Source organism: Microbacterium sp. KR10-403, assembly GCF_040196215.1.
In the GTDB taxonomy this organism is placed as follows: Bacteria; Actinomycetota; Actinomycetes; order Actinomycetales; family Microbacteriaceae; genus Microbacterium.
The window spans coordinates 37561-53527 of record NZ_JBEGDC010000006.1; the positions used below are offsets into that span (position 1 = coordinate 37561).

The 15967-nt window shown below is 69.0% G+C and carries 14 protein-coding genes; 9 read left to right on the forward strand and 5 right to left on the reverse strand.

Annotated elements, in window-relative coordinates; all coding sequences use genetic code 11:
* The first annotated feature begins 11 nt into the window (after positions 1-11).
* Complete coding sequence (locus ABMQ42_RS14410) at positions 12-2723, forward strand: HAD-IC family P-type ATPase (protein WP_349723691.1); 2712 nt, start codon at positions 12-14, stop codon at positions 2721-2723.
* Complete coding sequence (locus ABMQ42_RS14415) at positions 2720-4291, forward strand: ferredoxin--NADP reductase (RefSeq protein ID WP_349723692.1); 1572 nt, start codon at positions 2720-2722, stop codon at positions 4289-4291. Before ABMQ42_RS14410 ends, ABMQ42_RS14415 begins: the two co-directional genes overlap by 4 nt.
* Here ABMQ42_RS14415 and ABMQ42_RS14420 read toward each other — a convergent pair.
* Positions 4285-5724: a sensor histidine kinase gene (locus tag ABMQ42_RS14420; protein ID WP_349723693.1), complete on the reverse strand. Its 1440-nt coding sequence runs from the start codon at positions 5722-5724 to the stop codon at positions 4285-4287. The genes ABMQ42_RS14415 and ABMQ42_RS14420 overlap by 7 nt on opposite strands.
* 68 nt (positions 5725-5792) lie before the next feature.
* On the reverse strand, positions 5793-6521 hold the full coding sequence (locus ABMQ42_RS14425) for a response regulator transcription factor (protein ID WP_349723951.1): 729 nt from the start codon (positions 6519-6521) through the stop codon (positions 5793-5795).
* 113 nt (positions 6522-6634) lie between these two features.
* On the opposite strand from ABMQ42_RS14425, the gene ABMQ42_RS14430 reads away from it, so the two are divergent.
* Entirely contained in the window at positions 6635-7648 is a 1014-nt protein-coding gene (locus ABMQ42_RS14430) for a magnesium and cobalt transport protein CorA (RefSeq protein ID WP_349723694.1), read from the forward strand.
* Positions 7649-7652: 4 nt separating this feature from the next.
* Here the strand turns inward: ABMQ42_RS14430 and ABMQ42_RS14435 are convergent, their stop codons facing one another.
* Positions 7653-8111 (reverse strand): VanZ family protein, encoded by a 459-nt coding sequence (locus tag ABMQ42_RS14435; RefSeq protein ID WP_349723695.1) that lies wholly within the window; start codon positions 8109-8111, stop codon positions 7653-7655.
* Between the two features lie 2 nt (positions 8112-8113).
* Positions 8114-9562 carry an NADP-dependent phosphogluconate dehydrogenase gene (gene gnd, locus ABMQ42_RS14440; protein ID WP_349723696.1) on the reverse strand — a complete coding sequence of 483 codons (1449 nt, stop codon included), beginning with the start codon at positions 9560-9562 and terminating at the stop codon, positions 8114-8116.
* Positions 9563-9796: 234 nt separating this feature from the next.
* Here gnd and ABMQ42_RS14445 point away from each other — a divergent pair, with 234 nt between their 5' ends.
* The 5 genes from ABMQ42_RS14445 to ABMQ42_RS14465 all read left to right on the forward strand — a co-directional run bounded on the left by ABMQ42_RS14445 (position 9797) and on the right by ABMQ42_RS14465 (position 14900).
* Positions 9797-11029: a branched-chain amino acid ABC transporter substrate-binding protein gene (locus ABMQ42_RS14445; RefSeq protein ID WP_349723697.1), complete on the forward strand. Its 1233-nt coding sequence runs from the start codon at positions 9797-9799 to the stop codon at positions 11027-11029.
* 104 nt (positions 11030-11133) lie between these two features.
* Entirely contained in the window at positions 11134-12147 is a 1014-nt protein-coding gene (locus ABMQ42_RS14450) for a branched-chain amino acid ABC transporter permease (RefSeq protein ID WP_349723698.1), read from the forward strand.
* Entirely contained in the window at positions 12144-13334 is a 1191-nt protein-coding gene (locus tag ABMQ42_RS14455; protein WP_349723699.1) for a branched-chain amino acid ABC transporter permease, read from the forward strand. The genes ABMQ42_RS14450 and ABMQ42_RS14455 overlap by 4 nt, the downstream gene beginning before the upstream one ends.
* Positions 13335-13456: 122 nt before the next feature.
* Positions 13457-14200: an ABC transporter ATP-binding protein gene (locus ABMQ42_RS14460; RefSeq protein ID WP_502884735.1), complete on the forward strand. Its 744-nt coding sequence runs from the start codon at positions 13457-13459 to the stop codon at positions 14198-14200.
* Positions 14187-14900, forward strand: a complete 714-nt coding sequence (locus tag ABMQ42_RS14465; RefSeq protein ID WP_349723701.1) for an ABC transporter ATP-binding protein — start codon at positions 14187-14189, stop codon at positions 14898-14900. The genes ABMQ42_RS14460 and ABMQ42_RS14465 overlap by 14 nt, the downstream gene beginning before the upstream one ends.
* Positions 14901-14930: 30 nt before the next feature.
* Here the strand turns inward: ABMQ42_RS14465 and ABMQ42_RS14470 are convergent, their stop codons facing one another.
* Positions 14931-15053 carry a hypothetical protein gene (locus tag ABMQ42_RS14470; RefSeq protein WP_349723702.1) on the reverse strand — a complete coding sequence of 41 codons (123 nt, stop codon included), beginning with the start codon at positions 15051-15053 and terminating at the stop codon, positions 14931-14933.
* Positions 15054-15301: 248 nt separating this feature from the next.
* Between ABMQ42_RS14470 and ABMQ42_RS14475 the strand changes: the two genes are divergently transcribed.
* Positions 15302-15916 carry a 50S ribosomal protein L25/general stress protein Ctc gene (locus ABMQ42_RS14475; protein WP_349723703.1) on the forward strand — a complete coding sequence of 205 codons (615 nt, stop codon included), beginning with the start codon at positions 15302-15304 and terminating at the stop codon, positions 15914-15916.
* Positions 15917-15967 lie beyond the last annotated feature (51 nt).

Consider the following 15967-nt stretch of genomic DNA (forward strand, 5'->3'; position numbering starts at 1 on the left):
GGGCGGTCGGCATGGTGCAGCCGGCAGTGCAGAACAGGCCTTACGCGCAGACGGTCGACGACGTCGTCGTCGCACTGGACGCCGACCTCGCCGGGCTGAGCTCTGCACAGGCCGGAGCGCGGCTGGCCGAGGGGGGCCCGAATCTGCTGCCCGAGCCCAAGCGCAAGCCCGCCCTCGTGCGGTTCCTCCTGCACTTCAACGACACGCTGATCTACATCCTGTTGGGCGCCGCCGTGATCAAGGCGATCATGGCCGACTGGCTCGACTTCTGGGTGATCGTGGCCGTGGCCGTGATCAACGCGGTCATCGGCTATGTGCAGGAGGGGCGTGCTGAGAAGGCACTCGCCGGGATCCGCGGGATGCTGTCGGCCGATGCCTCGGCGCGGCGCGACGGCGGTTGGCAGACCGTGCCGGCGGCCGACCTGGTGCCCGGTGACGTCGTCCGGCTCGCGCCGGGCGATCGGGTGCCGGCCGATGTGCGCCTGTTCCAGACCTCGCAGCTGCGCATCGACGAGTCCGCCCTGACCGGCGAGTCGGTGCCCGCCTCGAAGGACGCCGAGCCGGTGCCCGCGGATGCCGGCATCGGCGACCGGCACTCGATGGCGTTCTCGGGCACGATCGTGTCGGCCGGGCAGGGCCGGGGCATCGTGACCGGCACCGGCACGCGCACCGAGATCGGGACGATCCAGACGCTCGTGGGCGAGGCGGGCACGCTCGACACCCCGCTGACGACGCAGCTCGACGACTTCGGCCGAAAGCTGACGCTGATCATCCTCGGCATGGCCGCGCTCATGCTGGCGATCGGCCGGTTCGTGCATCAGATGCCGTTCGGCGACCTCATCTCGGCGACGATCGGCTTCGCCGTGGCCGCGATCCCCGAAGGCCTTCCCGCGCTCGTGACGATCACGCTGGCGATCGGCGTGCAGCAGATGGCCAAGCGCAACGCGATCACCCGCAAGCTGCCCGCGGTCGAGACGCTCGGCTCGGTGACCACGATCTGCTCCGACAAGACGGGAACGCTCACCCGCAACGAGATGACCGTGCGTCGCATCATCACCCCGCTCGCGTCGTACGACGTGAGCGGTCTGGGCTACGCCCCCGAGGGCGAGATCACGCGCGCCGACGCGGGCGATGGCGACGTCGCGGGCGACGGGGGAGACCTCGCGGCCCTCCTGGCCGTCGCGAACCTCTGCAACGACGCCCACATCGTCTCCGACGACGATGCGCCCGGCCACTGGACGCTGGTCGGCGAGCCCACCGAGGGCGCGCTGAAGACCGTCGCGATGAAGGGCGGCGTGCGCTCGGCCGGGACCGCCCGCGTCGCGGTGCTGCCCTTCGACTCCACGAACAAGCTCATGGCCACCCTCAACGCGTCGGCCGACGGATCGCGGGCGATCCTGGTCAAGGGTGCGCCCGACCGCCTCCTGCGCCGTGCGCACACGCAGCGCGGAGCGCACGGTCGCGAGCCCCTGAACGTCCTGCACTGGGAGGACGTCATCGCGGACCTCAGCGGTCAGGGCCTGCGCGTGCTCGCCGCCGCGCGGCTGCCCGCGGCATCCGACACCGCCGACATCGTCCTCGATGACCTGCACGATCTCGAGTTCCTCGGGGTGTGGGGCATCCTCGACCCGCCGCGCCCGGAGGCCGTCGAAGCCATCGCCGACTGCCATCACGCCGGCATCCGGGTGAAGATGATCACCGGCGACCATGCCGGCACGGCGCTGGCGATCGCGCGCGAGATGAATCTCGTGGACGCGCCCGACGCCCCGGTGCTCACCGGCACCGAGCTCGAGGCCATGTCGCAGGAGCAGCTCAAGGAGGTCGTGCGCGACGTCGACGTGTACGCGCGCACCAGCCCCGAGCACAAGATCCGCATCGTTCGCGCCCTGCAGTCGCACGGCGAGGTCGTCGCGATGACCGGCGACGGCGTCAACGACGCCCCGGCGCTCACCCGTGCGGACGTGGGCATCGCCATGGGCATCAAGGGCACCGAAGCGACCAAGGAGGCCGCCGAGATCGTCCTCGCCGACGACAACTTCGCGACGATCCGCAGCGCGGTGCGCGAGGGCCGGCGCATCTACGACAACCTCCGCAAGTCCGTCGTCTTCCTGCTGCCGACGAACGGTGCGCAGTCGCTGGTCATCCTGGTGGCGATCGTGTTCGGGTTCGTGCTGCCGCTCACGCCCGTGCAGGTGCTCTGGGTGAACATGGTGACGGCGCTCACGCTGTCGCTGGCCCTCGCGTACGAGCCCGCCGAGCGCGGCATCATGTCCAGGCCGCCGCGAAAGCCCGGCGGGTCGATCGTGTCGCTGCGTGAACTCGGCTTCGTGCTCATCGTGTCGGTGCTCATCGGCGGCGCCACGCTCGCGGTGTTCTACGGGGTGGCCGCGACGGGCGTGGACATCGACTACGCGCGCACCGAGGCGGTGGCGATGCTCGCCCTCGGCCAGCTCGCCTACCTGCTGAACTGCCGGTTCCTGTCGCGGTCGAGCCTGTCGCTCGACGCGGTGCGCGGCAACCCCGTCGTGTGGTGGTCGGCGCTGGCCCTCGTCGTGCTGCAGCTGGTGTACACGTACGTGCCGTTCATGAACGATCTCTTCGGCTCGCGTCCGCTGGCAGTCTGGTCGTGGGCGCTGCCGATCGTGCTGTCGATCGTCGTCTTCCTCGCCGTGGAGGGCCTCAAGGCCATCCGTCGGCGCGGCGGCTCGGCGGTGGCGGCGTGATCGCGGCGCTCACGGCGTGGTGGAACCGCGTCTTCGCGGTCCTCGGCCGCGTGTCGATGTACCGCCTCGCCCTGCTGAGCGTCGGCGTGCTCGCGGCGGTGGCCTTCCTGCTGTCGCTGGCGGAGCTGGCAGGTCCCTCATGGATCGAGATCCTCGCGACGGCCGCCGTGCTGGTCGCGGTGTGCACGGCGGTGGATGCCGCCTCCCAGCGTCTGCTGAAGCTGCCGTGGCGTGTGGAGTCGTCCCTGATCACCGCCGGCATCCTGCTGTTCGTGCTGCGGCCGAGCGCCACGGTGCTGGGGCTGGTGGGCATCGCGATCGCCGGGGCCGTGGCATCCGTCTCGAAGTACGTCCTGGCCTGGCGCGGGCGGCACGTGTTCAACCCCGCGGCGGTGGGGGCGACCGTGCTCACGCTCATCTCGGCGACCAGCGGCGTCGCCGAGCTCGGCTACTCGTCGTGGTGGGTCGGCTCGCCACTGTTCGGGCCCATCGTGCTGCTGCTGGGCGTGATCCTGGTCTGGCGCACCGAGAAGCTGCGGGTGATCGCTCTGTTCTGGGTCGTCGCGATCGCCGTCGGGGTGGTCGCGGTGGCCACGCAGTACGCGCAGCAGGGCGTCCCGATGGAGGTCTGGACGCTCGTCGGCCAGCAGCTGTGGTCGTCGCCTGTGCTGTTCCTCGGGGCGTTCATGCTCTCCGAGCCCCTGACCCTGCCGCCACGCCGCTGGCAGCAGCTGATCGTCGCCGTCGTCGTCGGCGTGCTCGTGGGGTGGGCGCCGCTGTTCGGCACGTTCCCGGTCGGGCTCGGTCAGGAGCGTGCGGTGCTCATCGGAAACCTCATCGCGTTCGCCTTCGCGGTCCGTGCCGCCGTGCGTCTCGTGTTCGAGGGGCGCGTGCAGCTGACGCCCACGGTGCGCGCACTCACCTTCCGCGCCAGTCGCGGGTTCGGCTTCACGGCGGGCCAGTTCCTCGAGCTCGACGTGCCGCACCGGCACCCCGACGCGCGCGGCACCCGCCGCGAGTTCAGCATCGTCTCGGCACCCGAAGACCTGCCGACCGTGCGCATCGCGTTCCGCGACGGAGGCGGGCCGCAGTCGAGCTTCAAGAAGGCGCTGGCGGCCGTCGAGCCGGGGCAGGCGCTGGCGGTGACCGGCGTGTGGGGCGACTTCGTGCTGCCCCGGCACTCCCGCGACCCCCTGCTGATGGTCGCCGCCGGAATCGGCGTGACGCCGTTCATCTCCCACCTGCGGCACCTGACGCAGACCGGACAGCATCGTGACGCGGTCGTCGTGTACGTGGCGCGGGATGCTGCCGAGCTGGCGTTCCGCGACGACCTCGAGCAGTCGGGGGTGAGGGTCATCGCCTTCACCCGCGACGAACCGGCCGACATGCCGGAGAACTGGTTCTGGGCGCAGGGGGCGCGACTGGACGCCCAGACGCTGCGCCGGGCGGTCCCCGACATCGGCGAGCGGCACGCGTACGCGTCGGGGCCCGCGGGCCTGCTCGCCGATCTCGCGCCGACGCTGCAGCAGGCGCGGTCGATCACGACCGACGCGTTCAGCGGCTACTGATCCTGCGACTCCGGGGGAGTCGCAGCGGACGGGTCGGCGGGCCGCGCCGACAGTCGCACTTCGAACGTGGTGTCGCCCGGAACACTCGTGACGCTGATCGTGCCGTGGTGGGCGTCCACGATCGCCTTGGCGATCGAGAGGCCCAGCCCGGTGCCGCCCGTCTTGCGAGCGCGCGACCCGTCGGCCCGGGCGAACCGCTCGAACAGCTCGCCGGCGACCGAGGGGTCGATGCCGGGGCCGTCGTCGTGCACGCTGAGCACGGCATCCTGCCCGTCCCGCTCCACACGCGTGGTCACCGTCGTCCCCGCCGGCGTGTGGGTGCGCGCGTTGGCCAGCAGGTTCGCGATGACCTGATGCAGACGCGCGGTGTCGCCGGCCACCACGACGGGCTCCTCGGGCACGTCGACGATCCAGTGGTGATCGCGACCGGCGACCTGGGCGTCACCCGTCGCCTCGACGGCGAGACGGGTCAGGTCGACGGCGCCGTAGACGAGCTCCTTGCCCTCGTCGAGCCGGGCGAGCAGCAGCAGGTCTTCGACGAGCGCGGTCATGCGCAGGGACTGCGCCTGGATGCGCTCGAGCGACTGCTGGGTCGTCTCGCCCAGCGCGGGATCGCGCAGCGACAGCTCGGAGTAGCCGCGGATCGACGCCAACGGCGTGCGCAGCTCGTGGCTCGCGTCGGCGACGAAGCTGCGCATGCGCTCCTCGTTGCGTTGACGGGCCTGCAGCGAGGCCCCGACATGGTCGAGGAGAGTGTTCAGCGCGGTGCCGACGCGGCCGATCTCGGTGGCGGCGTCCGCATCGGCCACCGGGACCCGCTCGGCGATCGACACCTCGCCCTCGGACATCGGGAGGGAGGCGACGCGGGTGGCGGTGTCGGCCACCGTGCGTAGGGGCTGGAGACCGCGGCGGATCACGATGGCGATCGCGGCCGCGAGGAGCAGCAGGCCTCCGAGGGTGACCAGGCCCACCGTGGTCAGGATCTGGGTGATGGTCTGGCTGACCTCCGTCAGCGGCAGTCCGCCCGCGATGGCATAGGTGTTGCCGGCGACGCCGGTGAGCATGCGGAAGGTGCCGATCGACTCGACCGACACGGTCGCCATGCGCGAGTGCTGCAGGGGAGTGACGATCTGCTCGACCTGACGCGCCGTGAGCTGCTGCACGTCGCCGTCGTCGGTGACATAGGCGCCCGTGGGCACGCCGCCGGGTTCGCTGACCACCAGCAGAAAGCCGGGTCGGCGCGGCGAATTCTCGAGCGTGTCGTACGCGATGCCCGAGCTGTCGGTGAGGCTCGGCCGCGGGATGCGCAGGCTGCTGACGGCCTCCTGCACCTTGTTGTCAAGGTTCTGCTGCAGGATGCCGCCGAGGATCGCGCTCGTGGCCAGGGCCACCGCGACGAGGATCAGGGCGACGATGCCGATCACGGTGGCCATGAGCCGCGTCTGCAGATTGAGGTGCCGCCGAGGCCGCCGGGACCTCCGCGGCACGGCGGACGTCTGGGTCACTGCGGGGCTTTGATCATGTAGCCCACGCCGCGCACGGTGTGGATGAGCGGCTCGTACCCCTGGTCGATCTTCTTGCGCAGGTACGAGATGTACAGCTCGACGACGCTGGAGCGCCCGCCGAAGTCGTAGTTCCACACCCGGTCGAGGATCTGCGCCTTGGAGACGACGCGGCGCTGGTTGCGCATGAGGTACCGCAGCAGCTCGAACTCGGTGGCCGTGAGCTCGATCTCGCGCCCGGCGCGCTCGACCTCGTGGCTGTCCTCGTTCAGCGACAGGTCGCCGACGCGCAGGATCGGCTCGGCCTCGGCCGACTGTGCCGTGCCGGCGCGGCGCATGAGCCCGCGCAGCCGCGCCACGACCTCTTCGAGGCTGAACGGCTTGGTCACGTAGTCGTCGCCGCCGGCGGTCAGCCCCGCGACCCGGTCGCCGACCGAGTCCTTCGCGGTGAGGAAGAGCACCGGCACATTGTTGCCGCTGTGTCGCAGACGCTGCAGCACGCTCATGCCGTCGAGGTCGGGCATCATGATGTCGAGCACCATGGCGTCGGGCGTGAAGTCACGTGCGGCCTGCAGCGCCTCGAACCCGGAGGCAGCCGTCTGCACGTCCCAGCCCTCCATGCGCAGCGCCATCGACAGCAGGTCGGTGAGCATCTGCTCGTCGTCGACAACGAGGATGCGCGGGGCGGAGCCGTCGGCGCGCTGGAGCGAGGTTCCCGAAACTGTCATGGTCATGCCTCGATTCTCCTGGGCCGACTGTGAGGGACCTATGGCAAACACTATGCCGTTCCTGTGAATCGCGGTAGATCGGATCCCGATGACCGTCGCCTAGGGTGTTCGACATGGGCAGCATCTCCTGCGGCGTGTACGTGGACGGCCGTCGCGTGGCATCCGGCACGGATCCGGCTGCCGCCCTCGCCGCCGCCGACAGAGAGGGCGGGATGCTGTGGGTCGGGCTGGACGCCCCGAGCGAGAGCGAGCTCACCGACATCGCGTCCCTGCTGGATCTGAACCACCTCGCCGTGCGCGACTGCCTGCGCGGCAATCAGCGCAGCAAGCTCGAGGACTACGGGGCGATGCACTACCTGGTGCTGCACCCCGCGCGCTATCACGACGACACGGAGACCGTCGAGCGCAGTGAGGTCGCCCTCTTCGTCACCCGGGATCGGATCGTCTCGGTGCAGCCGGACGGCTTCATCGACCAGGATGACGTGCGCTCCAGGCTCGAGGATCGCCCCGAGATCCTCGCGAAGGGCACGCGCAGCGTGGTGTGGATGGTGATGGAGGCCGCGCTGGCCGGCTACGGGCCGGTGCTGGACGGCGTCGAGAACGACATCGACGAGATCGAGGAGCAGCTGTTCACCGGCGACCCGGACGTCTCCAAGCGCATCTTCAAGCTCCAGCGCGAGGTCATCGAGCTGCAGCACGCCACCGCGCCGCTGCCCGACATGATCGATCGGATCGGACAGTTCGCGGCCGACGAGGCCGGACACCGCCCCGTACCCGCGTTCGGTGAGCTCGGCGATGCGGCCCGGCACGTGTCCGATCGCGTGGAGGCATTCCGCAACACGCTCGCCTCGGCGCTGAGCGTGCATGCGACGCTCGTCGAGCAGGAGAACAACGAGGCCATGCGCCGGATGACCGAGACCGGCCTCGCGCAGAACGACCAGGTGAAGAAGATCTCGTCCTGGGCGGCGATCCTCGTGGCGCCGACCCTCGTGGGCACGGTCTACGGTATGAACTTCAGCGACATGCCCGAGCTGCACTGGGCGTGGGGGTACCCGGCGGCGCTGGGGCTCATGCTGGCCTCCAGCGTGGTGCTCTATGTGGTCTTCAAACGCAAGGACTGGCTCTGAGGCGTCACGACCGGCGAGGCGCCAGCAGGAACGCCAGCAGCAGCATGAGCAGCATGCCGATGACGGCCCCCAGGGTGTTCGCCACGATGTCGCGCACATCGGGCACGCGGGTGCTCAGCAGCAGCGCCTGCGTGCTTTCGATGGCGGTGCTGACGAGTGCACCGAGGACCGGCGCCGACCACCACCCGCGCACGCCGAACCACAGCACCGCGAGGATGCCCAGGGGCACGAACATCGCGACGTTGGCGGCGAACTCGACGCGGTCGAAGGTGATCCAGGCCGTCGACGCGTGTTCGGCGAACCACGCGAGCAGGCGGTCCAGGCCCGTCGCGATGTCCGAGCCGTACGGCTGCGCGCGCAGCGTCATCCATCCGACCGCCCAGAGGTAGCCGAGCGTCAGCGCGGTGAGCACGAGCCGGGCGGCGGTGCGCTGCACGCGCATCGCCGCCGTGGGCCGTGTCATGCTCAGTGCGTGTCCTCCGCGGAGACCTCGGACCGGTCGCCCGACCACAGCGTGTGGAACGTGCCATCACGGTCGGTGCGGCGGTACGTGTGCGCGCCGAAGAAGTCGCGCTGGCCCTGGATGAGCGCGGCCGGCAGGCGGTCGGCGCGCAGGCCGTCGTAGTACGCGAGCGACGACGAGAAGGCGGGGGAGGGGATGCCGCTGGCCGCGGCCGTGGCGACGATGCGGCGCCACGCGTCCTGTGCGCGCTCGAGGGCCGCCACGAAATACGGCGCCGTGAGCAGCACCTGCAGATCGGGCTGCTCGGCGTACGCGTCGGAGATGCGGTTGAGGAACTGGGCGCGGATGATGCAGCCGCCGCGCCAGATCTTGGCCACCGCGCCCAGGTCGATGCTCCAGCCGTACTGGGCGGCGCCCGCACGGATCTCGTCGAAGCCCTGCGAATACGCGACGATCTTCGAGGCGAACAGCGCCAGGCGCACGTCCTCGATGAATGCGTCGGCGTCGGCGACCTGCAGCTCGTCGGCCGGGCCCGGCAGGTTCGCGGCGACGGCCCGCTGCTCGGGGTGGCTCGACAGCGACCGGGCGAACACGGCCTCGGCGATGCCGGAGACCGGCACGCCCAGGTCGATCGCGGTCTGCACCGTCCAGCCACCGGTGCCCTTGGCGCCGGCCTGGTCGACGATGACGTCCACCAGAGGCGTGCCGGTCGCGGCATCCTGCTGCCGCAGCACCTCCGCGGTGATCTCGATGAGATACGAGTCCAGCTCGCCGCTGTTCCACTGCGCGAACACGTCGGCGATCTCGGCGGGCGTCTTGCCGGTGCCGCGACGGATGAGGTCGTAGGCCTCGGCGATGAGCTGCATGTCGGCGTACTCGATGCCGTTGTGCACCATCTTCACGAAGTGGCCGGCGCCGTCGTGGCCGACGTGCGTCACGCACGGCTCACCCTCGGCGACCGCGGCGATGGACTTGAGGATCGGGCCGAGGGTCACCCACGACTCGTCGGAGCCGCCGGGCATCAGCGACGGGCCCAGCAGAGCACCCTCCTCGCCGCCCGAGACGCCCATGCCCACGAAGTTGATGCCGGTGGAGCGCACCGCCTTCTCGCGGCGGATGGTGTCGGTGAACAGGGCGTTGCCGCCGTCGACGATGATGTCGCCGGGTGCGAAGACCTTCACCAGCTCGTCGATGACCGCGTCGGTGCCGGCGCCGGCCTTGACCATGATGACGGCGGTGCGCGGCACGGTGAGCGACGCGGCGAACTCCTCGTAGGAGAACGAGGGGACGAAGCCGGCCTCGGGGTGCTCGGCGAGCAGTTCGTCGGTCTTCGCACGGCTGCGGTTGTAGACGGCCACCGTGTTGCCCTCGCGCGACGCGAGGTTGCGGGCGAGGTTCGACCCCATGACGGCGAGTCCGATGACTCCGATGTTGGCAGTGGCTGTGGGCACAGTGCTCTCCTTGATAGTGAGGGGCGGGGTCCCTCCCAGAGTACTGGGCGAGGCACCGGCACGCGCCCGTGAGTGTTTCTGTTGCGTTACAAGCCGGTACCGAACATGGCGAATCGCCCGTGACGATGTGCGTTTCGGCAGATCGCGCGGTAATCTCTTGCCCACCCAGTCCACGGTTGTACAGGGTCGCTGTGTCCGCACCCGGCCGTGGGCCCGATTTCGGAAGGCAATCACATGTTGCGAAAGACAGCGCTGGCAGGCGTCGCGGCAGCCGCGACCCTGCTCATGCTCGCGGGCTGTGCCAATCAGCCCGGCGCCACCTCCACCGGAGGTTCCGGCGACGACGGAGGCAGCGGAAAGGTCGACATCCCGGCGATCACCTCCATCGAGACACCCGCGAACGCTGTTCTGCCCGCCGGCAGCGGCAACGCCAAGTGTGATGGGCTCACGATCGCGTACGTCGGCGCCGAGACCGGCCCGAACGCGCAGCTCGGCATCAACATCTACAACGGCGTGCAGCTGGCGATCAACCAGCACAACGAGGCCAACCCCGACTGCCAGATCGCGTTCAAGAAGTTCGACACCGAGGGCGACCCGAACAAGGCGACCGGCCCGGTGACCCAGGCGGTCAACGAGAAGGACATCGTCGGCGTCGTCGGCCTGCCGTTCTCGGGCGAGTCGAAGGCCACCGGCAACATCTTCGACCAGCAGGGCCTCGTGCACATCACGCCGGCGGCCACCAACCCCGACCTGACCAAGAACGGCTGGAAGACCTTCTTCCGCGGCCTGGGCAACGACTCGGTCCAGGGCCCGGCTGCGGCGGAGTTCATCACCGACAAGCTGAAGGCCAAGAAGGTCTACCTGGTGCAGGACGACTCCGACTACGGCATCGGCCTGGCCAAGACGACCTCCGACGCGCTCGGCTCGGCGCTGGTCGGCACCGACAAGGTGACCACCGGCCAGAAGGACTTCTCGGCCGTCGCCTCGAAGATCATCAACGCCCAGCCTGACGCCGTCTACTACGCCGGCTACTACGCCGAGGGTGCGCCCTTCCTGCAGCAGCTCGTCAACAAGGGCTACACCGGCACGTTCGTCGGCCCCGACGGCGTGAAGGACGACCAGTTCATCAAGCTGGCCGGTGACGCCTCCGACGGCGCGTACTTCACCTGCCCCTGCATCCCGGGTGAGCTGATCCCGTCGTTCGCCGACGCCTACAAGAAGCTGACGAACGCCGAGCCGGGCACCTACTCGGTCGAGGGTTACGACGCGACGACGATCCTCCTCGCCGGGATCGACGCGGGCAAGCAGACCCGTGCTGACCTGCGTGACTGGGTCGCCTCGTACGACGCCGACGGACTGAGCAAGCACTACAAGTGGGATTCCACGGGTGAGCTCGCCGCCCCGGCTGTCTACGGCTACAAGGTCCAGGACGGCAAGATCGTGCCGATCGGGGTCATCGGCCAGTGACGGAGCGCTGCGGCGCCGACAGCATGTCGGCGCCGCAGCCTCTTTCCGGCACCTTCCCCGTCCCATCCCGCGCGACGCGTCGCCCGAACCGTAGCGGAGCCTGAATGCTTGATCTGCTCCTGATCACCAGCCACCCGGTCCTCGACAACTCCTGGATCAATTTCGATTTCGATTCCCTTCTCCAGAATTTCTGGAGCGCCACCTTCGACGGCCTCACGTTCGGTGCCATCTACGGCCTGATCGCCGTCGGCTACACGCTCGTCTACGGTGTTCTGAACCTCATCAACTTCGCCCACTCCGAGGTGTTCATCGTCGGCGCCTACGGCGTGGTCATGACCCTCACCGCCCTCGGCTTCGGTCCGAGTGCGCCGACCATCGGCATCTGGGCGATCATCGGCGATCTGCTGCTGGCGATGATCGTCGGCATGATCTGTTCGGCGCTGATGGCGGTCATCCTCGAACGCGTCGCGTACCGGCCGCTGCGGCGTCGCAATGCTCCACGCCTCGCGTTCCTGATCACCGCCATCGGTGCGTCATTCGCCGTCCAGTACCTGATCTTCGTGATCCGCGGTGCGAACGCCGAGCCCGCTGTGACGATGTTCGTCAACAAGCCCGTGTTCAACGTGTTCGGCACGATCATCTTCAGCCAGCAGATCATCATCGTGATCGCGGCCATCATCCTGATGGTGGCCACCGACCTGTTCATCCGCCGTGGGCGCACCGGTCGCGGCATCCGTGCCGTCGCGCAGGACCCCGACACCGCGACGCTGATGGGCGTGAACAAAGAGCGCATCATCCTCATCACGTTCATCCTCGGCGGTCTGCTGGCCGGTGCCGCCGCGCTGTTCTACGTGATGCTGGTGCCCTCCGGCGTCATCTACAACGGCGGGTTCATCCTCGGCATCAAGGCGTTCGCCGCCGCCGTCCTCGGTGGCATCGGAAACGTCCGCGGAGCGCTGCTCGGCGGTCTGCTGCTGGGCGTCATCGGCAACTACGGGCAGATTCTGCTCGGTGACTCGCAGTGGGCGGACGTCGTGGCCTTCGTGGTCCTGGTCCTCGTGCTGCTGGTGCGCCCGACCGGGATCCTGGGCACGACCCTCGGAAGGAGCCGCGCATGAGCACCTCCTCAGACGGACCCCGCGTCATGCCCGATGCGGAATCCGCGCGCGAGGTCGTCGAGACCGAGTCCGTCGTCGTGAAGCGGCGCGGCCCGTTCGTCGGCCTGCGTGAGAAGTGGGACGGGCTGCCCCGCCAGGGGCAGTGGGCGTGGATGCTGATCGTCGTGGCGATCGCGTACTGCCTGCCGTACCTCAACTTCTTCCCTCTCACCACCGAACCGGGCAACGACTGGCCGCTGGCGTGCTTCGCCATGGCCGTCTACGCGCTGGTCGCGGTCGGCCTGAACGTCGTCGTCGGCTATGCGGGCCTGCTCGACCTGGGCTACGTCGCGTTCTTCGCGGTTGGCTCGTACACCGCCGCGCTGCTGACCAGCCCCGACTCGCCGCTGTTCAAGATCCCGTACCTGTGGACCCTGCCGGTCGGCATGGCCGTCACGATGGTCTTCGGCGTGATCCTGGGCGTGCCGACGCTGCGTCTGCGCGGCGACTATCTCGCCATCGTCACGCTCGGCTTCGGCGAGATCGTGCGTATCCTCGCCACGATCATCCCGGCCATGAAAGGTCAGGTCGGTTTCCAGAACGTGGGACACCCTCCGGGGGTCGCCGAGAATGGCATCCCGATCTTCGCCAACTCCAACGGTACGCCGTGGTACTGGCTGACGATCACGATCATCATCATCGTGATGCTGCTGGTCGGCAACCTCGAGCGCAGTCGGGTCGGGCGCGCGTGGATCGCCATCCGCGAGGACGAGGATGCCGCCGAGACCATGGGCGTGCCCACCTTCAAGTACAAGGTGTGGGCCTTCGCGATCGGTGCGAGCGTCGGCGGCCTGTCGGGCGCCCTGTTCGCCGGCCAGGTCGGCTTCGTGAACAACCAGAAGTTCGACGTGCAGACCTCGATCCTCTTCCTCGCCGCCGTCGTGCTCGGCGGTACCGGAAACAAGGTCGGTGCTCTGCTCGGCGGCGCGATCGTGGCGTACATCCCGCTGCGCTTCACCGCGATCGCCGACTACAAGTACCTCATCTTCGGCGTGGCGCTCGTGGTCCTGATGATCTACCGGTCGCAGGGCCTCGTCCCGGCGAAGATCCGCCTGCTGGCCTACGGACGCAAGGCGCTCCACCGCGATGCGCCACCGGAGAAGACCTCTGTCAGACCGGGCGAGACGACGGAAGGAGCGACGTCGTGACGGATGCGGCATCCACCCCCGACGAGTCGTTCGACGACCCGACCCTCGTAGAAGGCGCCGAGGCAGAGCGCGACATCGCCGTCGACGTCGGCGACGTGCTCGTCGAGGTGCGCGACCTGACGATGCGCTTCGGGGGCCTCCTGGCCCTCGACAGCATCTCGTTCGACATCAAGCGTGGTGAGATCCTGGGTCTCATCGGCCCGAACGGCGCGGGTAAGACGACCTGCTTCAACGCGATGACCGGTGTCTACAAGCCGACCAGCGGCGACGTGCTGCTGGAGGGCAAGTCGCTGAAGGGGCGCAAGCAGCACCAGATCACGCGACTGGGCCTGGCGCGCACGTTCCAGAACATCCGCCTGTTCGGCGAGATGACCGCGCTCGAGAACGTCGTGGTGGGGCTCGACGCCCGGCACCGCACCTCTGTGCCCGGGGCACTGCTGCGGCTCCCGCGCCACATCCGCGAGGAGAAGACGGCCATCGACCGCGCCATGGCGCTGCTCGAGTTCGTCGGCATCGACCAGCACGCCGAGAAGCGCGCGCGAGAGCTGTCGTACGGCTCGCAGCGGCGCCTCGAGATCGCGCGGGCGCTGGCGACCGACCCGAAGCTGCTGTGCCTGGACGAGCCGGCCGCCGGCTTCAACCCCGCAGAGAAGGAAGAGCTCATGGAGCTCATCCGCACCATCCGCGACGAGGGCTACACCGTGCTGCTCATCGAGCACGACATGAAGCTCGTGATGGGCGTCACCGACCGCATCGTGGTGCTCGAGTTCGGAAAGAAACTGGCGGATGACGTGCCCCACGCCATCCGCAACGACCCGCGGGTGATCGCCGCATACCTGGGAGAGCCCGAAGATGACGTTGCTTGAGCTGAAGGACATGTCCGTCCACTACGGGCGGATCCAGGCGATCCACGACATCTCGTTCAGCGTCGAGCAGGGCGAGATCGTCTCGCTCATCGGCGCGAACGGCGCGGGCAAGACCACGACGATGCGCACGATCTCGGGGCTGCTGAATCCCTCGAGCGGATCGATCCACTTCGAGGGCGAAGACATCACCAAGACCAAGGCGCATCTGCGCGTGGTGCGCGGCATCTCGCAGGCCCCCGAGGGCCGCGGGATCTTCCCGGGCATGACGGTCGAGGAGAACCTCGACATGGGCACGTTCGGCCTGAAGACGCGCGCGCACGTGGACGAGTCGTTCGACCGCGTCTACTCGCTGTTCCCGCGCCTTGCGGAGCGCCGCAAGCAGTTCGGCGGCACCATGTCGGGCGGCGAGCAGCAGATGCTCGCCATCGGCCGTGCGCTCATGTCGCGCCCGCGGCTGCTGCTGCTCGACGAGCCGTCGATGGGGCTCGCGCCGCAGTTCATCCGGCAGATCTTCTCGATCATCACCGAGATCAACGAGCAGGGCACGACGATCCTGCTCGTGGAGCAGAACGCCAATCAGGCGCTGGCGCGGGCGCACCGGGCGTTCGTGCTGGAGACGGGGGAGATCACCCGCACCGGGACGGGCCGCGAGCTGCTCAACGACCCGGCCGTGAAGGAGGCCTACCTCGGCGTCGGGTGAGCAAGCACTGAGCCGCCGCTGCGCGGCGGCTCAGTGCTTGCGGTAGTTCTGTCGGCCGAGGTGCCAGAACGACGCGACGACCCCGATGATGCCGACGACCACGACGAGGCCGACGTAGCCGAGGACGAGGTCCGAAGCGAGCTGGGCATCCATGGGTTCCTCCAGGGTCGTTGCTGTGGCCGTCGTGTGGGGACGTCGTGTTCATCGTACCGGTCCGCCTGGTAGACTCGGAGCGCAACTTCGGCGAGGGATGCCGCGTCCGCCCGTGCGGCGGAAGAGCGGTGTCCGTGATCGACGCAGTGAAGCAGGCCCTGGCGGCTTTCCTCACGCGCATGCGTTCGAGTTGAACACGACCCCCATACATCCGGACCTGCACGAGCTGGTCCCGCAAGGAGATTCACATGTCTGAGGACACCACGGTCCACGCTGAACTGCGTGAGAACTTCGGCAAGGGCTTCGCCCGCCGCCTGCGCGCCGCCGGCCAGATCCCGGCCGTCATCTACGGTCACGGCACCGACCCGGTGCACGTCGCCCTTCCCGGCCACCAGCTCTCGCTCCTCGTGCGCCGCGCGAACGCCGTGCTCGAGCTCGACGTCAACGGCAAGAGCCAGCTGGCCCTGGTCAAGGACGTGCAGCGCGACCCGGTGCGTCAGATCATCGAGCACATCGACCTTCTCGTCGTGAAGAAGGGCGAGAAGATCGAGGTCGAGGTCCCCGTCGTCGTCGTCGGCGAGTCGGCCCCCGGCACCATGGTCAACCTCGACACCGTGACCCTGCGTCTCGAGGTCGAGGCCACGCACATCCCCGAGCACGTCCAGGTCGACGTCAACGGCCGCGAAGAGGGCGACCACGTCACCGCCGGTGCGATCGAGCTGCCCAAGGGCGCGACGCTCATCGACGACGCCGAGCTGCTGATCGTCGCGATCTCGGTCCCGACGGCCGCCGCTGAGGAAGAGCCGGCCGAGGAGACCGCCGAGGCCGCCGAGGCCCCGGCCGAGGAGACCGCCGCGGAGTGACCCGCGTTTTCGTCGAGGGGGTGCGTGCTGCGCGCCCCCTCGACGCGTATC